Below are 20,826 nucleotides of genomic sequence, written 5' to 3' on the forward strand. Positions count from 1 at the left end.
TTATCATCGATAAGCGGGCTTTTGTTCATCTGGTTTGCGAACAGACTAGCTGTTTAAAAAGCCGACAAGTTCTTTGACCTCTTTGAGGATCGGCTGGGCAATCGCGTTGGCACGTTCGGCACCTTTGGCCAAGGCGCTATCGATATAGGCCGGATCGTCATTCAGACGGGCCATTTTCTCGGTAATCGGGGCCAATTTATCCACAACCACATCTGTCAGGGACTGTTTAAAGCCCGAGAACTGCGTTCCACCATGTTCGGCCAAAACCGCATCAACCGTGCTGTCGGTCAGGGCAGCAAAGATCGTGATCAGGTTCTTGGCTTCCGGGCGGCCTTCGAGACCGGCGGCCTCTGATGGCAGCGGTTCCGGATCGGTTTTTGCCTTGCGGATTTTTTTCGCCAGCGTGTCGGCATCATCGGTCATGTTGATGCGCGACATATCCGACGGATCGGATTTCGACATCTTTTTCGAACCGTCACGCAGCGACATCACACGGGTTGCCGGGCCAAGAATCAGCGGTTCGGGCTGAGGGAAAAAACCTTCGACTTCGTAATCATTGTTAAATTTCAATGCGATGTCGCGGGCCAGTTCAAGATGCTGTTTCTGATCTTCGCCGACCGGAACATGGGTCGCCTTATAGGCGAGAATGTCGGCCGCCATCAGGCTTGGATAAGCATAAAGACCAAGGGACGCATTTTCGCGATGTTTGCCGGCCTTTTCCTTGAACTGGGTCATGCGGTTCATCCAGCCGATGCGCGCGACACAGTTAAAGATCCACGCCAGTTCGGCATGGGCAGAGACCTGACTTTGATTAAACAGGACCTGATTGTCCGGATCGATTCCGGCCGCAATCATGCTGGCAGCAAGTTCGCGAATGTTGGAACGCAGTTCTTTGGGGTCTTGCCAGACCGTGATGGCATGCATATCGACAACACAGAAGATGCATTCATATTGCTTCTGCAATTCGACCCAGTTGCGGATCGCGCCAAGATAGTTGCCAAGGTGAAGGTTACCGGTGGGCTGAGCGCCCGAAAACACACGTTCCATAATGGTGTCGTCCATTTCAATAAAAACAAAAACGCGTTTGCCAGCTCCGCCAGGTTGTGGACACCCGCCGGCGGACGAGCTTGCAAATCAACGCGCGGAGTTAAGCCGCCTGATCTCGTAAGGTCAAGCGGCTTGTCAGGAAATTCCGGGAAATAATCAGATCAGGCAGGCTTTCCGCGTTTAAACATCGATTTCAGTTCGGAAAATCTGGTTGCGCCAAGCAATTGCGCGGCAATGCCATAAACCATCACACCACCGGTCACGCACAAGGCCATGGTGATGATCCGGGTGATTGAAAGCGCGTCATTTTGCCAAAAGATATCAATGGCAAACCAAAGAACGGCCCCCATCAAGGCAGAGCACAACAAAATCCGCGGGACGCGTTTAAGAAGCCGTGGATCAAACGCCAGATCGCCGCGCCGATGCAGCAGGAACCCAAGGCAAAATGCGTTAACCCAGACCGATATAGAAGTCGCTGCCGCAATCCCCAAATGCCCGAATTGCGGCATCAGGATCACGATCAAAACGATGTTAAGCACCATTGCCGAAATGCCGATGCGGATCGGCGTTTTGGTATCTTCACGGGCAAAAAACCCCGGGGCGAGGACCTTGACCAGAACCGATGCCGGCAACCCAAAGGCAAAGACAATCAGGGCCAAACCGGTCATGCGGGTTTCTTCCGGGCCAAATGCACCGCGTTCAAACAACACATTGATCACGGGTAAGCCCATTACCCCAAGTGCGACAGCGGCCGGAAGGGTCAGCAAAAGGGCAATTTCAATGCCGCGGTTTTGGCTATACATCGCGGTTTTCGGATCATCACCCTGTAGCTGGCGCGACAATGTCGGCAAAAGGGCGGTGCCAATGGCAATACCAATGACCCCAAGCGGGAGCTGTTGCACGCGATCGGCATAGTAAAGCCAGGAAACCGCGCCATCGGAAACCAATGACGCCAGCATTGTGTCGATCAGAAGATTGATCTGATAAACCCCGGCACCAATCATGCCCGGGATCATGCGTTTGCCCAGAAGCTTGATCCGGTCGTCAACCCGGGGCATTTGCCATTTAATCGCAAACCCTGCCTGTTTGCAGGCAATGACCAGACAAATGAATTGCGCGACTCCGGCCAGAGCAACCCCCCAAGCCAATGCATGTGCCGGGGTTTCGGTCATGGGGGCCAGACCCAAAAGGGCGCCGATCAAACAGATATTGAGGATAATCGGTGCACCGGCTGCTGCGGCATAACGGTGTAGGGTGTTTAAAACCCCCGACATCAGGGCGACGGCGGAAATAAATGCCAGATAGGGAAAAGTGATGCGCGACAGTTCGACAGCAAGCGCAAATTTTTCCGGATCTTGGGCAAAGCCGGGGGCGAAAACATACATCGCCCACGGCATGATGATTTCAATGATCGCAACGAGAAAACCCGTGATCAGAACCAGCATCGACATGGCGCGTGCGGCAAATTCACGCGCCGCATCCATGCCACGCTTTTCAATGTCGCCGGCCAGAAGCGGGATAAAGGCCGCGGAAAACGCACCTTCGCCAAACAACCTGCGAAACAGGTTGGGAAATTTAAACGCAACAAAGAACGCATCGGCAATGCCGCCTGCACCCAGCATACCTGCAATCAGAATATCGCGGCAAAACCCCAAAAGGCGGGACAGCAGGGTAAAGCCACTAACCGTGGCGATGGAGCGTACGAGCGACATTTGGGTCAATCACATCCGTTCAAGGGGCCGTTCACATCAGTATCACGCGATGAATGGCAAAAATCTGACAGGGGAAAGTGAAGAAGTCGTAATCAAGTGAAGGGTAGGGCATTTGAATGTCACGGATTTATGAAAATCATGGAAATTGAATGTAATTTTCCAAACCTGTGACAGCCGTCACAGAAAAAGACGTGCAAGAGGCCTAAATTCGGTCTCGCTGAGGATTCGTTGGGACGCGAGCCTCAATTATTGGACGGGCGGGGAATAAAGGGGACCAACCTCAACCTGCTGCACTCCGAGGATAACGACATCAAGACTAACATGTCATGATGTCGGGTTTGGTTTTCCCCTTCCTCGTCCGTCACAATTTCCAAAAGACATACATATACTTTTCCGGTCGTTTTGATCGGAAAAGACGGATTTGACCCCCTGCTGTGGTGGTGCTTTGCGCATCATATGGGCAGGGATCAAATCCGGTTATGTCAGTAACCCGATCAATTGTTCTGGATGGCCTGAGTCAGGGTTTCTTTGACCTGAACAAATTTGGTCCGGCTATCGATCTTTAATCCAAACACATCCTTCACATAAAAAACGTCAACGGCGCGTTCGCCGAATGTCGAAACGCGGGCCGATGCGATTTGCAATGACAGATCCCGCAAAGCACGCGTGATGTCATAGAGCAGGCCAAGCCGGTCACGTGCGGTAATCTCGATGACGGTATGGGTGCGACTGGCCTTGTTATCGATGATGACGTTCGGTTCGACCTTAAACACTGCCGTGCGGTGCTTGTTATCCTTGGTCTGGCGACGTTCGATTTCCTGACTGGGGCGCAGACGCCCGGAAATGACCTGTTCAAGAGTTTCGCGCAGTTTTTCAAGTTTGGCCGTGTCGTTAAAGGCCTCGCCATTGGTGTCCTGCACAAAGAAGGTATCAAGCGCCATCCCATCGGCAAGGGTCAGGATTTTGGCATCAACAACGTTGGCACCACACAGCGCCATCGACCCGGCAATCTGGGAAAACAGGCCCGGATGGTCCGTGGTGTGAACCGTGATTTCGGTGGCATCAATTTCGGTATCAATACGCACATCGACCGTGATGTCCGCCCCGCTTTTCTTGGCCGCCCGGGTGAGATGCGCGTGATGCACATGAACGTCGGTGTCGAAACTCAGCCAATAGGATGGATAGCCACGATCAATGAAATCTTCGATATCATCGGTCGGCCAGTCAACCAGGGCCTCGCGCAAGGCCATCTGGCCATTTGCAACACGCGAATCGCGACTGTCGGCGTTCAAACCACCCGAAAGCAGATCATCTGCTGCATAGAAAAGTTCACGCAGCAGCGTTGCTTTCCAGCCGTTCCAGACATTCGGACCAACCGCCCGGATATCGGCAACCGTAAGGCACAGCAACAGGCGCAAACGTTCTTGCGACTGTACCAGATCCCCAAATGCCTTGATCGTCGTCGGGTCATTCAAATCACGCTTAAAGGCCGTCAGGCTCATCCAAAGATGCGCTTTGACCAACCACGCGACTGTTTCGGTGTCCGCCGGTGACAGCCCCAAACGCGGGCAAAGCTTTTCAGCGACTTCTGCGCCCAATTCCGAATGATCGCCGCCGCGTCCCTTGGCAATATCATGGAGAAGAACCGCGACATATAAAACACGCCGCGAAATGACCTTTCCCATGATCCGGGTGGCTACAGGGGCGTCTTCGGCCAGTTCACCGTTTTCAATCTGATTGAGGATGCCGATTGCCCGGATGGTATGCTCGTCCACGGTATAGGTATGGTACATGTCATATTGCATCTGGGCGACGACACGTCCGAAATCCGGGATAAAGCGGCCCAAAACCCCGGCTTCGTTCATTTTACGAAGGACGATATCGGGGTTGGTCCGCTGGGTTAAAATCTCCAGAAAGACTTCGTTGGCGTCCGGGTCGTTTTGCAGCTTGTGATCGACAAATTTCAGGCTTTGGGTCACCCAGCGCAGTGTTTCGGGATGAATGCCAACACCGTTCTGGTTGGCGACCAGAAACAGGCGCAAAATCTTGATCGGGTCTTTTTTGAAAACATCAAGGTTTTCAACGGTCAGGCGATCATTGCGCAGCTCAAACCCGTCAATTTCCTTGGTACCAAACAATTTGCCGGGAAAACGGATCAAGGGGCGGCGTTGATGGCGTTCTTCAAGTGCTGCACAGAAAATCCGTGTCAGGTTACCGACATGCTTCACCATCAGATAATAGTGCTTCATGAAGCGTTCGACACCCGATGCGCCAGCATGATCGGTATAGCCAAGCCGTTCGGCAATTTCGCGCTGCATATCAAATGTCAGGCGGTCTTCTTCACGGTCTGAAAGATAATGCAACCAGCAGCGCACCGCCCACAGGAAATTCTGGGCTTTCAAAAACCCCTGGGCTTCTTTGCGGGTCAGGACCTTAAGGTCGACCAGCTCCATCGGGGAATTGACCCGATACAGGTATTTTCCGATCCAGAACAGGGTATGGAGGTCGCGCAGGCCACCTTTGCCGTCCTTGACGTTGGGTTCCACGACATAGCGTGAATCGCCCATCCGCACATGGCGGTCATCGCGTTCGCCAAGTTTCTTTTCAATAAATTCAAGGCCGCTGCCCTTGACCAGCTCATCCATGAACCGGGTGCGGAAAAGAGTATAGGTTTCCTCATCCCCCCAGACGAACCGGCTTTCAAGCAGGTTGGTGCGGATGGTGATGTCCTGTTTACCCATGCGCAGGCAATCATCAACCGATCGGGTGGCGTGGCCTACTTTCAGGCCAAGATCCCACAGCATATACAGGATGAACTCGACGACTTGTTCGCCGTGCGCGGTTTGTTTGTAGGGAAACAGAAACAGGATATCGACATCGGAATGCGGTGCCATATCCCCCCGGCCATAGCCACCAACCGCAACCACAGACATGCGTTGTTCATTGGTCGGATTGTGCACCGGATAGACAAAATTGATCGCAAAATCATGGATCAGGCGAACGACTTGATCCATCAGGAAGCTGTTGGAAAATACGGTTTCCTGACCCGAATTGCTTTCTTCAAAGCGCGCACGAATAACCGTGCGACCGGCTTCCATGACCGATTTCAGCTTGTTTAAAACAGCCGTGCGCTGTTTGAAAGTTTTCAGATCCGGGTCGTTGGCAATTGCTTTTAGTTCAGCAAAGACGTTTTTCCGGTCAATGATTTCGCGCTGTTTCTTGATCTTATAGGTCACGTTGGTCTGTTTCCTTGCGCCTGCTTTTCGGTCTGCGTGCCGTTTTTTAGAACCGTTATCTTATGATAACGGCAATTTGTCGCGACCGCACCTTATGCATGTGCTGTGCCGGATGAAGAATGCGCCCAAACACTACAAGCTTGCGGTATTGGTGCCAAAACGAAAACGGGCACCTGCCTCATATAGGGGCAAGGTGCCTGTTTTTCATGCGTTTAACCCGTCTCAATTATGCCAAAGCGCTAGTCTTTTAAGGTGTGTAGACGATACAGCGCATCAAGGGCTTCGCGCGGGGTCATGTTATCGGGATCAAGATCATTGACCGCTTCTAGCAATGCTTTTTGACTGTCAGACAGGGCCGGGCCTGAAGCCTTTTCTTCTTGTGCGGCTTGTTCGATCGCAGCGGCAAACAGTGGCAAGTCATCGGCAAGCTTGGAAACAGCACCGCCTTGCTGACCCTTTTCAAGGGTTTTAAGCACTTGTTCGGCGCGCTTGATCACTGGTTTTGGCAAGCCAGCCAATTGGGCGACATGGATGCCGTATGACCGATCCGCACTGCCCAAGCCGACTTCATGAAGGAAGACGACTTCACCCTGCCATTCCTTGATCAGCATGGTGTGACAGGACAGATGTTCAAGCTTGGCCGCAAGTGCGGTCAATTCATGATAATGGGTGGCAAAAAGACCACGGCACTTATTGATTTCATGAAGGTTTTCAACCACGGCCCAGGCAATTGACAGACCATCAAAGGTGGCTGTACCCCGCCCGATTTCATCAAGAATCACAAGTGACCGGTCAGTTGCCTGATTAAGGATCGATGCGGTTTCAACCATTTCGACCATGAAGGTCGATCGCCCGCGCGCCAAATCATCAGCAGCACCAACGCGTGAAAACAGCCGGTCAATCACCCCGATATGGGCTTTTCCGGCGGGAACGAATGCGCCGATCTGGGCCAGAACCGCGATAAGTGCGTTTTGGCGCAGGAAGGTCGATTTACCGGCCATGTTCGGACCCGTGATCAGCCACAGGCTTTGTTCATCTTCCAAACGGCAATCATTGGCGACAAACGGTGAGTCGGCATTTTCACGAAGGGCGGCTTCAACCACAGGGTGGCGCCCAGCATGGATGTCAAAGGCAAGGCTGTTATCGATTTGCGGGCGGATACAGCCCTGATCACGGGCCAATTCTGAAAGCGCTGCGGATACATCAAGCCCGGCCAGGGCCTGTGCGCAGCGGGCAATTGCATCGGCCTTGGTCAGAACCGACTGAACCAGTTCTTCAAACAGTTCAAGTTCAAGGGCAAGTGCCTGATCCCCGGCCTTGGAAACCTTGCTTTCAAGTTCGGACAGCTCGACCGTGGTAAAGCGGACGGCATTGGCCATGGTCTGACGGTGAATAAATTCATCGACTTCCATCATTTTGTCGGCATGTTTGGCCGATACTTCGATGAAATAGCCAAGGACATTGTTATGTTTGACCTTGAGATTGGCGATGCCGGTCTGTTCGGTATAGCGGGCCTGAAGGTTGGCGATCAGCTTTTTGCTTTCGCTTGATAACATCCGCAATTCATCAAGCGGTGGATGATATCCACCGGCGATGAAGCCACCATCACGGGCCATAAGCGGCAGGCTTTCGGCAATGGCGCGGCGCAAAAGGTCAATCAGATCGCCATGGTGTCCCATGGCAGTCAAATGGTCACCAAGGGCCGCGGGCTGAGCTGTGAGGCCGTCATTGCCGCCATCGGGTTTGCCAAGCAGGGTGCTAATGGCAAACGAACAGGCAAGACCATCGCGCATTGCCGCCAAATCACGCGGACCGCCGCGACCAACAGACAGGCGCGACAGGGCGCGTTCAATATCGGGGCATTCGCCAAGGCTTGATCGCAAATCCGAACGTAAACCGTCGCGATCATGGAAATACTCTACCAGATCAAGGCGTTTATTGACTTCTTCCGCACTGGTCAGCGGGGCGGACAGGCGCGCAGCCAGCAAACGGGCACCGGCACCGGTTTTGGTGCGATCAATCACCGACAGCAGCGATCCTTTGCGGTCGCCTGATTGGGTCTGAAGCAGTTCAAGTGACCGGCGGGTGGCGGCATCAATTTCCATTGATGCGCCTTGGGCAACGCGGGTTGGCGGTGCAAGGCGGGGCATCTGACCTTTTTGAGTCAGATCGACATAGTCAATCAGCGCACCAGCAGCCGACAGTTCGGCAATTTCAAACCCGCCAAAGGCATCAAGTGCCTCAACCTGATACAGTTTTTTCAGGCGCAGCTGAGCATTGTCTGCGTCAAAGCGCGCACTGGGTTGCGGGGTGATGATGCTTTTATATTCGGCGTAGATGTCGAACATGTCTGATCGGTTCAACATCTTATCAGAAAACAGGATTTCGCCCGGATCAAGCCGCGCCAAAGCAGCAGGCAAACCGGCCATATCGCTTGGCTGGACGTAAAAGTCGCCCGTCGACATATCAAGCCATGCCAGACCCACCTTGCCACGGACGTCGGATACAGCCGCCAGATAGTTGTGACGTCTGGCGTCCAGAAGACTGTCTTCGGTAAGCGTTCCGGGCGTGATCAGGCGAACGACACCGCGTTTCACGACCGATTTGGCACCGCGTTTTTTTGCTTCTGCCGGGTCTTCCATCTGTTCACAGACGGCAACACGAAAACCCTTGCGGATCAGACGCTGAAGATAAGTTTCGTGGCTATGGACGGGAACACCGGCCATGGGAATTTCGTTACCTTGATGCTTGCCGCGTTTTGTCAGGGCAATATCAAGGGCTTCTGCGGCTTTGACGGCATCGTCAAAGAACAACTCGTAAAAATCGCCCATCCGATAAAACAGCAGGCAGTCCTGATACTGTTCCTTGATTTCAAGGAACTGGACCATCATCGGGGTGGCACCTTCCAAAGAAAAGGACGGTGCGATTGGTGTTGTGTCGGATGTATCAGCGATGTTGTTCATGATGACTTTGATAGCAAACCCTGAAGGCAAAGACGAGAGTTGGAAGGATGGCCGGTGATAAAACTTGATCTATGCCATTGCAACGCCTGATTTTCTGTAAAATATATAGAAAGACAACCGGACTTGGTCAGTGGTGATCATCGCTGATTTTTGAACCGAATAACAGCCACCAAGGAGAGCGAAAAATGGCAGCAGAGCAGACCACCTCGCAGGCCCCCGAACTGGTCGGACTGTTTGATACCAAAGACAAATTTGACGCGGCTGTCCGTGCATTGCGCGATAGCGGCTTTGCCCGAACCGATCTGTCGGTATTGAGTTCCCATGAATCAATCGATGTCGCCGGATCAGATGGCCGGTCATGGTCCGATGTCCTGACTGCGTTGGTCGGGGAAGTGAAATATGAAGTTCCCCTTGTGGCATCGGGTGCAATTGCCCTTTTTGGCGGGGCGGCTACTGCACCTGCTGCAATTGCAGTTGGGGCAGGGGTCGGTGCCGTTGCCCTGCGTGAATTCATCGATGAAGTGACGTCAACACCGCACACGGATGACTTTGCCCGTGCGGTGGATGCAGGTTCCGTGATCCTTTGGGTACGGATCGATCCAAAGGATGGCGGGGCAGAAACCAAGGCCCAAGCCATTTTCGAACAGAATGGCGCGACCAACATTCACCTGCATACACCAAAATAACCGAACCGCACGTCACCAGCCGGTTCTATGGCTGTTAACCGCCTCATCAAAGGGGCGGGTGACGTGCGGTTTCATTTCGCCGCCGGTTTTTTCGGATCGTGGAAAGAGGTCGGAATGGTGCGAAAAGCCTGTGGCCCCTTTTTCGCGATGCAACCTGATTGCTATCGGTTTTTAACCTGCGCGATGGGGCAATTACGTCACTGAAAAATCACGCCTATTTGCCAATTTATTTGTCAGGGTTGACGAATAAAGCCATCCACCATGGCAAATCCCTGTCAAAAAGTAAGGGGGCTGGATTGAGTGTTGCTGCATCGCAACATACGGAAAACGCTACGTAATTTTGCGGTTGCCGTTAACGTCGCCTTTGACCCGAAGCACGAAGCCTGATTTATTGGGCGGTCCGACATGCCGGTCCCACACCGATATCATGTCGAATTTAACAAACTACACTTAAAGAACACCCACTGCTTTCCACCCACCACGCAAGCGTCAGTGAAAACAACATGTCAGATAAAGAAATCAAGGTTCGCGACCGCGAAGCTCTGCTGTTTCATTCCAGCGGCCGCCCGGGCAAAATCGAAATCACGCCATCCAAGCCGCTGACCACTCAGCGCGACCTTTCGCTGGCCTATTCGCCGGGCGTTGCGGTGCCGTGTCTTGAAATCGCCAAGAATCCTGCAACCGCCTATGATTACACGTCAAAAGGCAACATCGTTGCGGTGATTTCCAACGGTACAGCCGTTCTTGGTTTGGGCAATCTTGGCGCACTGGCGTCCAAGCCGGTGATGGAAGGCAAGGCTGTTTTGTTCAAACGCTTTGCCGATGTTGACGGGATTGACCTTGAAGTTTCCACCGAAGATGTCGATGAGTTCGTCAATTGCGTGCGCTTCCTTGGTGCGACCTTTGGCGGCATCAATCTTGAAGACATCAAGGCCCCGGAATGTTTCATCATTGAACAGCGCCTGCGCGAAATCATGGATATTCCGGTTTTTCATGATGATCAGCACGGAACCGCGATCATTGCCGCATCGGGCCTGATCAATGCATGTGATTTGACCGGGCGTAAGCTTAAAGACATCAAACTTGTGATCAATGGCGCTGGTGCGGCGGCGATCGCCTGCTGCGAGCTGGTCAAAAGCATGGGTGTGTCGCACGACAACGTTATTATGTGTGACACGCGCGGCGTGATCTATAAGGGCCGCGAAGACGGCATGAACCAGTGGAAATCAGCCCACGCAGCTGACACGGATGCCCGCACACTTGAAGATGCGATGGATGGGGCGGATGCGTTCTTTGGCCTGTCGGCCAAGGGGGCGGTGACGACCAAAATGGTCAAAAGCATGGCCAAACGGCCGATCATTTTTGCCATGGCCAACCCGGATCCGGAAATCAGCCCGGAAGAAGTTGCATCGATTCGCGATGACGCGATCTGTGCAACCGGGCGTTCGGATTATCCGAACCAGATCAATAACGTGCTGGGCTTCCCGTACATCTTCCGCGGGGCACTTGATGTTCAGGCATCAACGATCAACGAAGAAATGAAAATTGCCGCTGCCCATGCGGTGGCGTCGCTGGCGCGTGAAGATGTGCCAGATGAAGTGGCGGCAGCCTATTCCGGGCGTCGTTTGCAATATGGCCCGGAATATATCATTCCGGCCCCGTTTGATCCGCGTTTGATCATTGCCATTCCCAAGGCAGTTGCACAGGCAGCAATGGACAGCGGTGTTGCCCGTCGTCCGATCATTGATATGGCGGAATATGAAAACCAGCTGCGCGGTCGACTTGACCCAACCGCGGCGCATCTGCAGCTGATTTCTGATTATGTGCGTGCGCATCCGAAACGGATTGCCTTTGCCGAGGGCGAAGAAGAAACCGTTATTCGCGCTGCTGTTGCCTATCGCAATTCGGGCTATGGCACGCCGATCCTGATTGGCCGTGAAGATCGCATTCATGAAAGTGCCAAAAATCTTGGTATTGAAAGCCTTGAAGGTGTCGAAATCAGCAATGCGGCATTGTCCAAGAACAATACGGAATATGCTGAATTCATGTATGAACGTCTGCAGCGTAAAGGCTATCTGTGGCGCGATTGTCAGCGCATGGTGAACCAGAAGCGTAACGTTTTTGCCTCCGTCATGGTGGCAAAGGGGCATGCGGACGGCATGATCACGGGCCTGACCCGAAACTTCAACCGCAGCTTTACCGATATTGCCAGCGTGATTGATGCCAAGGCGGGCGAGATCCCGATGGGGCTGTCGATTGCGATTGCCAAGGGGCGGACGGTGTTTATTGCCGATACCCGGGTGCATAACCTTCCAAATGCGGAACAGCTTGCCGAGATTGCCATTCAGGCCGCAGAAAAAGCCCGTCAGCTTGGTCATGAGCCGCGCGTGGCACTTGTGTCACATTCGACCTTTGGCAATCCTTACAGCGAAGATACCGACCGTATCCGCGAGGCTGTTGGTATCCTGGAGCGTAGGGACGTTGATTTCGAGTTTGATGGTGACATGGCTGTTGACGTCGCCCTCGATACCGAACTTCTGAAGCTTTATCCGTTCTGTCGTCTGTCTGGCCCGGCCAATGTTCTGGTCATGCCGGCCCTGCATGCGGCAACCACAGCGTCCAAGCTTCTTGATAAGCTTGGTGGTGGTACGGTGGTTGGTCCGGTGATGATTGGTCTGGAAAAACCGGCCCAGATCGCACAGATGGGGGCGACGGTGAACGATCTTGTGAACCTCGCAGCCCTTGCTGCGCATGAGGCTGAGCACGGCTAAGGCCTGCTTTTTGAAACGTTGAAAATGGCGGGGATGTTTAGGCAGTCTCCGCCATTTTTGTATGGCTATCGCGGATCGCTTTTAAGCAAACTCCATGACATTTATTTCTGAACAAAAGGCATTGACCGGGGTTTGGATGGTCATTTGGTGAAGTGTGGTTGCATTTGACCTGATTTTTGCCACATGATTTGATCATAAGGCTGGCATGTCCGCCATTTTACCAAGAGATTAGGAAATATCTTATGGGCCAGATGACCCGATTTCTCGCTGTTTTTATGTTTTTCCCGTTTCTTGCGGCTTGCGAAGACGAACAGGCCAGCGGGCCAAGCCCGGATGAAATTACCACGGCGGTCATCGAACGGTTTCGTGATGATCCTTATGCCAAGGTCGGGCATGTTGAAAATGTGAGTAAGACCAACAGCATTTCCGAGAATGATGACGAGGTCATCGTTATGGTCAGCTATGAACTTGTTTTTGATCGGACTGTATCGGATTTCGCCGATGACGTGACCGAACGGGGCAAGGCAGCCGGTTCGATGGATGATGTTGGCGATACCGTCAGCGATGCAATTGATCTGGTGAAAACCAAAATGTTGGCGATGAAGGAAGGCGACTTCAAAGCCGGTGACCGTCGCATCGTTGAAAACGAAATTCGGTTGCTGAAATCCGAAAACGGCTGGATTTATCGCAAGGGCGCTCAATAGAGCGATCTGTCTTTATCCAGTGTGAGACGGCCATGAAAAAAGGGATCCAGATGGATCCCTTTCTGTGTATGTGGTTTAAGCGCGCTAGATCAGTCTTCCAGCGATGCCAGAACCTTTGGCGGGGGTGGCACATCGCCAGCCGCGAAATCAAGCCCATCAAACTCGTTCAGGCCGTTAACGCGCATGATCGCATGCAGGCTATCGACATATTCTTCGCCGCGCTCTGAATATTTGGTCAGGGTTTCAGCCAGATCCCAACCGCTGATCAGATCACCGTTTGCACGAAGTGTCGCGCGACGTTCACGCAAGCTTTGATACGCCGGATGGGAATTGATGTTACGTGCATAGGCACGCACGCTGTCCATCAGGCTGCCAAATGCCTTGATCACGTGGGTTTTGCCATCTTCGCGGTCTTTTGGAACGATGCCTTCGTCATCCCCCCAGGCCCATTGACCAAACAGCGCATTTCCCGTGCGGACAAAGCGTGATGTTCCCCAGCCGCTTTCTTCAGCAGATTGGGCAAGGATCAGCGAGGTTGGAATAAGGTCGATGCGTTCAAGCAGGGCCGTAACGCCACCATCGGTCACACGATAACGCTTCATGAGTTGGTCAACCCATTTCTGATCGCTTGCGCTGACCGGGATACCGGAAATACCTTTGGCCTGAATCGCCATCAGGCGATCACGGCGCGCACCAATTTCTTCATTCACCCGCATGGCCAGCGGCAGCATGATTCGTAGGAACAGCGTTTTGCGCTCGTCTACGGATGCCAGCTCGTCAAGGCCTTTGGGAACGCGCTTGATATAAACGCGCGGAACTTCGGTGACGTCGCTCAGGCTGTAACCGATGCTTTTGAAATACTGGTTCAGGGCGACGACTTCTGGTCCGCGCCGGAAAACCGGTTTTTTCTTTTTAACAACAGGACTGTCACCGTCTGTAACGTCCGTAACGATTGGCTCGTTACCGAAGCCAACCGGTGTAGGCGAAACATCAATTCCGGAAAATATACCGATATACAGTAAACTGATTGCTCCGAAGATCGAAGCAAGCACAAATTTCCGGTAATTTCCTGTTTTTGCACTACTCATTGTTTTCTCTCCAGGATCAGTAACACTGTCCATCCCAAGTGGAGGTTATCTATGCCCGTCGCAGCCATGGATCGCAACGGACAAAATCCCTAAAAGTTGAAAACGCCGGGCAACCCTTCTCGTTCGGCGCAAAATAAGAACGCCCGGCGCACTGAAAAGTTTGCGCCGGGCTTACAAATTTTCAACGACTCGAAAGATCAGTCGGCCATGACGGGTTCGACGGATTGCACTTCAGGCACATAATAGCGCAGCATGTTTTCGATACCCATTTTCAGGGTCGCGGTGCTGCTTGGACAGCCGGAACATGCGCCGTGCATTTCAAGGAAAACCACACCATCTTCGAATTTGTGGAAGACGATATCGCCACCATCCTGCGCAACGGCCGGACGGACGCGGGTATCAAGAAGTTCCTTGATCTGGGTGACCAGTTCGTTATCGCCTTCGGCAGCGGTGCTGGCACCGGTTGCGGCATCGGAATTCTGATCAAGAACCGCCTGGCCCGAGGTGTAATGTTCCATGATCCCGCCAAGAATCTGCGGTTTCAGGGTTTGCCAGTCTTTGGAGTCGTCCTTGGTAATGGTGATGAAATCACCGCCGAGGAAGACACCGGCAATGCCATCAACTTCAAACAGTTTGCGGGCAAGCGGTGATTTGACGGCTTCGTCACCCTTAACGAAGTTGGCGGTGCCAAGGCGGCCCATCACTTCTTCACCCGGCAGGAATTTGAGTGTGGCCGGATTCGGGGTCGGTTCGGTTTGAATGAACATGGTCGGCGTGTCCTCTCACTCTGATTGCCGGGGCGAATGTGCGCCCGCTCAGCAATCTGCATTTCATTTGGTTAGGCCCTAAATGGGGCAAAAAGTAGAAAAGATCAAGTCGCAGCGCGCAAGTCAGGTATTCGCCAGCGGTGCAAGTGTGATCAAAATGACCCTTAACGCTGCAGGATACTGCTGATCTCACGCATCTGGGTGCGGGCACGCAAAAGATAGAAACCAAGTCCTGCCAAATGGTTGGGGAAAATAATGCCATCCGCCGATCCATTAACGACGACAAGTGGATCAAGCGCAGCTGCAGACTGAAGGGATCCGACCATTTCTGCCCAGGCAGGGGCAATTTGTCGTTCATTAATGATTTGTTCGAAGTCGGTCCCCAGATCACGCAGGATCAGGCTGTAGGCATAAAGGCGCCCCTTGGTGGCATAAAACACGTCATCGGCAGTGCGGTCAAAGATCGACGGGGCATCGACCTTATCGTCAAGCAGGGCGGATGCCGATCCAAGGTCATTGGCAAACCGGTTCAGGGTTTCTTGCAGGTTATCTGCACGGCGTTCAAAAACCGCGTTTCCGTCAATCAGGCGCTTGTTATAATTTTCCAGCGATCTGATGGCCTGACGGTATTGCTGTTCGGACGTGACACCGGGCAAAAGCGATACGCTTGGGTCAAACACCCATTTGTCACCGCGGAATTTCAACAGGCCAGCCGCATCATCAAGGTCTGGATCCACCTGACTTGAACCACGGGTTCGACCGATCTGATCGGAAAGCTCAATGGAAAAGCGCGACAGGGCATAGACGATGCCGGTCTGGAAATTCGGCATGTTATCAAGTGCAGAGCCCGGCAGGAAAAACGGATCGTTTGCGGTCCAACGGTTCTGGTTGACTTCACGGTCAATAAGGCCAGCAGCAGTGCTGACAGCGTGGCTGCCGCCATGGTACTTGCCAACGAAATCGGGATTGTCGTCAATGCGATGGACCAGCGCCATGCCAGCTGGATAATAGATCACAGCAATCAGGACGATGACAGCAAGGCTGCGCAACCAGAATTTGCCCGATCCGAAAACAGCCTTCAGACGCGATCCAAAACCCGCGATACCACCTTTTTTATACAGATAATCGTCTTCAATCATGACCTGTCCTGTGAATTAATCTGGCAATTGAACCTAGGGTGTCAGTGCCCAAACGGCAAGTGCATGATTTCACTGAGTGATGGTTATGAATGTTTCGTACTGTACCAGACCCAAAAGGGTCTCAAGGTCTTTTTCGGCCAATGCAACACAGCCTTCGGTACCGCTATAGTCAGGTTTGGCGATATGCATGAAGATTGCAGAGCCCTTTCCGGGGACCGGCGGGGCATCATTGTGACCCAGAACAACGACGATGTTATAGAGATGGTCATCACGGTAAAGTTTTTCGTGGCTGCCCTTAAAAGGTAGCCGCACCGGGCAGTTATAAGCCGGGTGCTTGGGATCATCGCACCAGCCATCGGAAAACGAAATGGTGGTCACCGGTAGTTTGGTCCGTGGACACGCCCGACGGTCTGCGCGGTACATGACATAGCGCAACTGCCAGCGCCCGGCGGGTGTTTTACCATCGCCTTCGGTCTTGGTTTGGGCATCGGTGATCCCGTTGATCCCGAATGCACAGCGGAAATCATTGTCGCCCACGCGCAAAATGCCATCCGCCGAGACCGTAACCTCGAATGGTTGGGGCATCGAATGTGCGATTGCGTCGCTATGCATTCAATTCGCTCCGTTGTGACATTAAGTGTGGGCCGCTTTCACAGTATTTTCGAAAGTCTTGCGTGACGAAGGTGTGAAACAACAAAGGTAAATTTGTGGCGGATTGCGAAAATCGCCAGTCATGTCACAAATGTTTGATACGGCGATTCTGGCTGTTTGGTTTTCCAGCCGGCCAAATATTGATGTCGAGCACCTGAGCGACCTTATTGTCGGTCATTTTGGGGAAAAGTCAAAAAAACACCGCTCTGCCAAAAAGCTAGAGCGGTGTTTGATATTATCGTAAACGGCTTTAAGCCAATTACTTGCCCAGGCGGGTCACACCTTCTTCGATCAGGCTGGCTGCTTTTTCAGCGCCTTCCCAACCGGTCACTTTAACCCATTTGCCTTTTTCGAGGTCTTTGTAGCGCTCGAAGAAGTGCTGGATCTGATCGCGCAGGATTTGCGGCAGATCTTCATGGGATTTGATGTCGGTATAGTACGGGTCGATTTTGTCATGGGGAACGCAGATCAGTTTTTCGTCCTGACCAGCTTCGTCTTCCATCATCAACACACCGATGGGACGGGCGCGGATGACCGAACCGGCAACAACCGGTTCGCGGAACATGACCATGGCATCAACCGGGTCACCGTCTTCGCCAAGCGTGTTGGGGATGAAGCCGTAATTCACCGGATAATACATCGAGGTATGCAAGAATCGGTCAACAAAGACAGCACCGGAGTCTTTGTCTACTTCGTACTTTACCGGTCCGCCCTGCGGAATTTCGATGACGACATTTACGTCCCACGGAACATCTTTGCCGACAGGAATCTTGTTGAGATCCATCTGGGAAAATCCCTTTCGCTTTTATAAAGGCATGCCCCGAACAAAACGGGGCGGCTGTTTTCGGCTTCGGAACGGCGTAAATCGCATCCCAAAGAGAATGATGCCGCCCTTTTATCGTGAAATGTCGCAGCTTCCAAGGGGGTGCGCATGCATCCTTGGTCGAAAGTCAGGCAATCTCTTTTTCAGCTTGCGATGAGGGGGCCTTTTTGGCCGAACCATTTTGGTCGTTAATGGCCGATGGCAGATAGCGTTTTGGGTCATTGAGAAGGTGCTCATTAAACCGGTGCCAGTTACTTGCACCATCACCGCCTTCGTGACGCTGGGCAATTTTTCGATCATGGAAAAGATGCAGAACGGGCGAGCAATATTCGACATTCTTGCGTTTCAGGCCGGATCGCAACAGGCGCAGGACAAAATCTGAATCTTCCCAGCCATGCCCTTGATATGCTTCGTCAAAGCCGTGAATCTTGTCAATATCTGCTTTGAAAACCCCAAGGTTACAAGTTTGTGCCTTGCGCCAGCATTTTTCATGCTCCCACAGCCACGGGCCGTTATGGGGAAGGCGAATGAACTGAAACGGACGGTTAGTAAAACCGAACAAGGCAATCAGGAACAACATCGCACGTGGCCATTTATGAAATGCCCACTTGCGCGCAAGCAGCGTTTTGGTCAGGCGTTGTTTAATGAAAACGCGTTTGCCCGAAACCAGACAACCGGCTTCTGCTGCCTTGCGGTGGCGGGTGATGAAGTCAGGCATCACACAGCAATCACCATCAATGAAGATAACAAGCTCGCCTTCTGCCATGGCGATGGCACCATTGCGGGCCTTGGCAACCTTAAATCCGTTATCTTCGTGCCAGTAATGTTTGACGGGAACCGGGGATGTGGCGGCAAAACTCTCTATCACACGGGTGGTTGCGCCACCTGATCCATCATCCGCAATGATGATTTCGAAATTGCGATCCTGTTGATCTGCAAGAGAATTTAGCACCAGGGAGAGTGCTTCAGGCCAGTTATAGGTCGTGACTACGACCGATACCAAGGATGTCATCTTCCCCATAAACCCCATTCTTTTTCGGCAGATTCGCCGTAAATTTTGTCGGGGAACCCTACTATTTTCAACGATTCAGGGCAATGGACAATCAGGTTACATGATCTTTTTACGGGCGAGTGATGCTGTTTTCGGATTGATCAACTCGCGGATCCAATTGGCGGCTTCAATCACAACCGGATCTTTTTGGCGGGCCGGGCGGATCAAAAGGCGATACCACCAATTCGAAATGAAATCCGGGAAATTGAGTGCAACCAGTTCGCCGCGCTCAACATAATTGCGTGCAACCACATCTGTACTGGCAACAATACCCTGACCAGCACGGGCTGCTTCAAGGGCCCAGATATGATGGCTGAAGGTCCAGCAATCCGCCAAGGAGAAACTGGCATTCTTGAACCATTGTTCGATCTGGGAAAATTGTTCGCTGTCACTGTCGATCAGCAAAATGTCGCGCGGACCAAGATGGGCAACGTCAATATTGCCGGCATCGAAGCCACGCTTTTCCAACCATTCCGGGGCGGCAAAGGCGGTATAGACTTCTGGTGTCAGAAGTTCGGTTACCCAGTTTTCTGGGCCGGGTAAATCCTTGGGCGCGATTTGCAAAGCCAGATCGATTTCAAGCGGATCAAGCCCGTCATCAAATTCGATCTTGCGAAATTGCACCGGGATATCGGCCGGCAAGCGGTCGCGCAGGTTATCAAGCTCATAAAGCAATACGGTCAGCGCAGGGGTTGCCAGCGCACCAATACGAATGGCCTTGCCCTTATCCGGGCCAACTTCACCGGTGATATCGGCAATGCCATCAAGTGCCTCGGTCAGGCGGGGCAGCAAAAGCTCGGCCGACTTTGTGGGGCTCAGGCCGCGGCCCTTACGGGTGAACAGAACCACGCCAAGATTTTCTTCCAACTGGCGCAGTTGATGGCTGATGGCACTTTGGGTGACATGCAGTTCTTCGGCGGCACCTTTGACACTTTGATGGCGGGCGGTGGCTTCAAAGGCGACAAGCGCGCGTAACGGGGGCAATTTTCGGCGCATTGAACTTTTCCATACGGACAGTTTCGCAAGGGTTCTACTGTCTATCAGGCCTGATGTGAAAGTGGGGCAAAAAAATCTCATCAATGGCTGAAAACTCTTCATTCGTTTTTTGCGAAACAAGCAGGCAATATCATTGCCATACAGGGTTTCCGGCCGCGATTTTCGATGCCTCCTTGCGCCACCACGCAGCAGTCACTGCCGATTGCCGGAAACCCTAATAGCTTTCAAAACATTGGGAACGACCATGACCGGGACGCTGATGCGCCTAAGCGGCAATCTCCGCGGCGTTTTGTGGATGACCGCTGCGATGGCATCAGGCGTCTTTGTCGATGTTTGTGCCAAGCTGGTGTCACGTGATGTGCCAACGGCACAGATTTTGGCGATGCGGGCGGTCACGACAGTTGCGGTGTTTCTGGTCATCTTGATGTTTATCGGCACACGGCCCATCCGAACCCGTCGCCCCATGGCCCATGCTGCACGTGGGTTGCTGTGGTATGGGTCGCTGTTCTTTGTGTTCTTTGCGCTGCGCCAAATGAGCATCGCCGAGGTCAATGCCTATTTGTTCATCGAAGCATTGCTGACCGTGCTGCTGGCAGTGGTCATTCTGGGCGAGAAGCTCACCGCCCGCAAAATGATTGCCACCTTGCTGGGGCTGGTTGGGGTGTGGGTCATGTGTGGCCCGCAGATGGATGGGTTTGGGTTGCCCCTTGGTGTGGCGGCGGCCTTGATCGGGGCGTTTTGCTTTTCTGCCCAAACCCTGTTCGCCAAGGTTATGACCCGGACTGAAACCAACTTTTCCATGCTGTTCTGGCCGCAGATCGTTGCGATTGTGATTTGGGTGCCGATTGCCGTGATCATGTGGCAACCGGCGTCGCTTGCCGATTGGGTGTATTCCGCCGGTGCGGGCTTTTTTGCCATGATGACCAATTACATGGTTTTGCGCGCTGTTCGCGTGGCCGATGCCAGTGTTGTGTCGCCTGCCGCCTATACCGCACTTCCCTTTTCGGTCGCGATGGATCTGATCTTTTTCGACATGCTGCCAATGCCGTTTATTTTTATCGGGGCAGGGATCGTGGTTCTGGCAGTCATGCTGTTGGATTTCAAAGGCGGTGCCAAATCCATCGACAGCGAAGAAGCCGCAGTAATCGGGGACGAAGAACCATCCCCGAAACCTGCCAAGGCCTGAACATCA

At 52.9% G+C, this 20,826-nt stretch carries 15 protein-coding genes; 4 read left to right on the forward strand and 11 right to left on the reverse strand.

Features of this window, described 5'->3' with window-relative positions:
- Positions 1-45: 45 nt before the first annotated feature.
- From trpS to mutS, 4 genes are all read right to left on the reverse strand, one after another.
- Positions 46-1,047 carry a tryptophan--tRNA ligase gene (gene trpS, locus RIC05_RS05375; protein ID WP_350041104.1) on the reverse strand — a complete coding sequence of 334 codons (1,002 nt, stop codon included), beginning with the start codon at positions 1,045-1,047 and terminating at the stop codon, positions 46-48.
- Between the two features lie 161 nt (positions 1,048-1,208).
- Positions 1,209-2,759: a murein biosynthesis integral membrane protein MurJ gene (gene murJ, locus RIC05_RS05380; protein ID WP_350045032.1), complete on the reverse strand. Its 1,551-nt coding sequence runs from the start codon at positions 2,757-2,759 to the stop codon at positions 1,209-1,211.
- A gap of 494 nt (positions 2,760-3,253) precedes the next feature.
- Positions 3,254-5,995, reverse strand: coding sequence for a [protein-PII] uridylyltransferase (locus tag RIC05_RS05385; RefSeq protein ID WP_350045031.1), 2,742 nt, complete (start codon positions 5,993-5,995; stop codon positions 3,254-3,256).
- 239 nt (positions 5,996-6,234) lie between these two features.
- Positions 6,235-8,958 (reverse strand): DNA mismatch repair protein MutS, encoded by a 2,724-nt coding sequence (gene mutS / locus RIC05_RS05390; protein WP_350045030.1) that lies wholly within the window; start codon positions 8,956-8,958, stop codon positions 6,235-6,237.
- A gap of 185 nt (positions 8,959-9,143) precedes the next feature.
- Here mutS and RIC05_RS05395 point away from each other — a divergent pair, with 185 nt between their 5' ends.
- The 3 genes from RIC05_RS05395 (at position 9,144) to RIC05_RS05405 (ending at position 13,119) form a co-directional block, all read left to right on the forward strand.
- On the forward strand, positions 9,144-9,644 hold the full coding sequence (locus RIC05_RS05395) for a hypothetical protein (protein WP_350045029.1): 501 nt from the start codon (positions 9,144-9,146) through the stop codon (positions 9,642-9,644).
- A 503-nt stretch (positions 9,645-10,147) separates the two neighbouring features.
- Positions 10,148-12,415, forward strand: a complete 2,268-nt coding sequence (locus RIC05_RS05400; RefSeq protein WP_350045028.1) for an NADP-dependent malic enzyme — start codon at positions 10,148-10,150, stop codon at positions 12,413-12,415.
- A gap of 242 nt (positions 12,416-12,657) precedes the next feature.
- Positions 12,658-13,119: a hypothetical protein gene (locus tag RIC05_RS05405; RefSeq protein WP_350041110.1), complete on the forward strand. Its 462-nt coding sequence runs from the start codon at positions 12,658-12,660 to the stop codon at positions 13,117-13,119.
- An 89-nt stretch (positions 13,120-13,208) separates the two neighbouring features.
- On the opposite strand, the gene RIC05_RS05410 is transcribed toward RIC05_RS05405, so the two are convergent.
- From RIC05_RS05410 to RIC05_RS05440, 7 genes are all read right to left on the reverse strand, one after another.
- Positions 13,209-14,207: a glucosaminidase domain-containing protein gene (locus tag RIC05_RS05410; RefSeq protein WP_350045027.1), complete on the reverse strand. Its 999-nt coding sequence runs from the start codon at positions 14,205-14,207 to the stop codon at positions 13,209-13,211.
- A 197-nt stretch (positions 14,208-14,404) separates the two neighbouring features.
- Positions 14,405-14,974 (reverse strand): NifU family protein, encoded by a 570-nt coding sequence (locus RIC05_RS05415; protein WP_350041112.1) that lies wholly within the window; start codon positions 14,972-14,974, stop codon positions 14,405-14,407.
- A 164-nt stretch (positions 14,975-15,138) separates the two neighbouring features.
- Entirely contained in the window at positions 15,139-16,113 is a 975-nt protein-coding gene (locus RIC05_RS05420) for a DUF2333 family protein (protein WP_350041113.1), read from the reverse strand.
- A gap of 69 nt (positions 16,114-16,182) precedes the next feature.
- Positions 16,183-16,725, reverse strand: coding sequence for a L,D-transpeptidase family protein (locus tag RIC05_RS05425; RefSeq protein ID WP_350045026.1), 543 nt, complete (start codon positions 16,723-16,725; stop codon positions 16,183-16,185).
- Positions 16,726-17,023: 298 nt separating this feature from the next.
- The gene (gene ppa, locus RIC05_RS05430) at positions 17,024-17,548 is read right to left on the reverse strand and encodes an inorganic diphosphatase (protein WP_350045025.1); all 525 of its coding nucleotides are present in this window, start codon (positions 17,546-17,548) and stop codon (positions 17,024-17,026) included.
- 166 nt (positions 17,549-17,714) lie between these two features.
- On the reverse strand, positions 17,715-18,608 hold the full coding sequence (locus tag RIC05_RS05435) for a glycosyltransferase family 2 protein (protein ID WP_350045024.1): 894 nt from the start codon (positions 18,606-18,608) through the stop codon (positions 17,715-17,717).
- An 87-nt stretch (positions 18,609-18,695) separates the two neighbouring features.
- Positions 18,696-19,634, reverse strand: coding sequence for a LysR family transcriptional regulator (locus RIC05_RS05440; RefSeq protein ID WP_350045023.1), 939 nt, complete (start codon positions 19,632-19,634; stop codon positions 18,696-18,698).
- A 244-nt stretch (positions 19,635-19,878) separates the two neighbouring features.
- Here RIC05_RS05440 and RIC05_RS05445 point away from each other — a divergent pair, with 244 nt between their 5' ends.
- Positions 19,879-20,820 (forward strand): DMT family transporter, encoded by a 942-nt coding sequence (locus tag RIC05_RS05445; RefSeq protein WP_350045022.1) that lies wholly within the window; start codon positions 19,879-19,881, stop codon positions 20,818-20,820.
- Positions 20,821-20,826: the final 6 nt, after the last annotated feature.

Source organism: Thalassospira sp. (genome assembly GCF_040218635.1).
In the GTDB taxonomy this organism is placed as follows: Bacteria; Pseudomonadota; Alphaproteobacteria; order Rhodospirillales; family Thalassospiraceae; genus Thalassospira.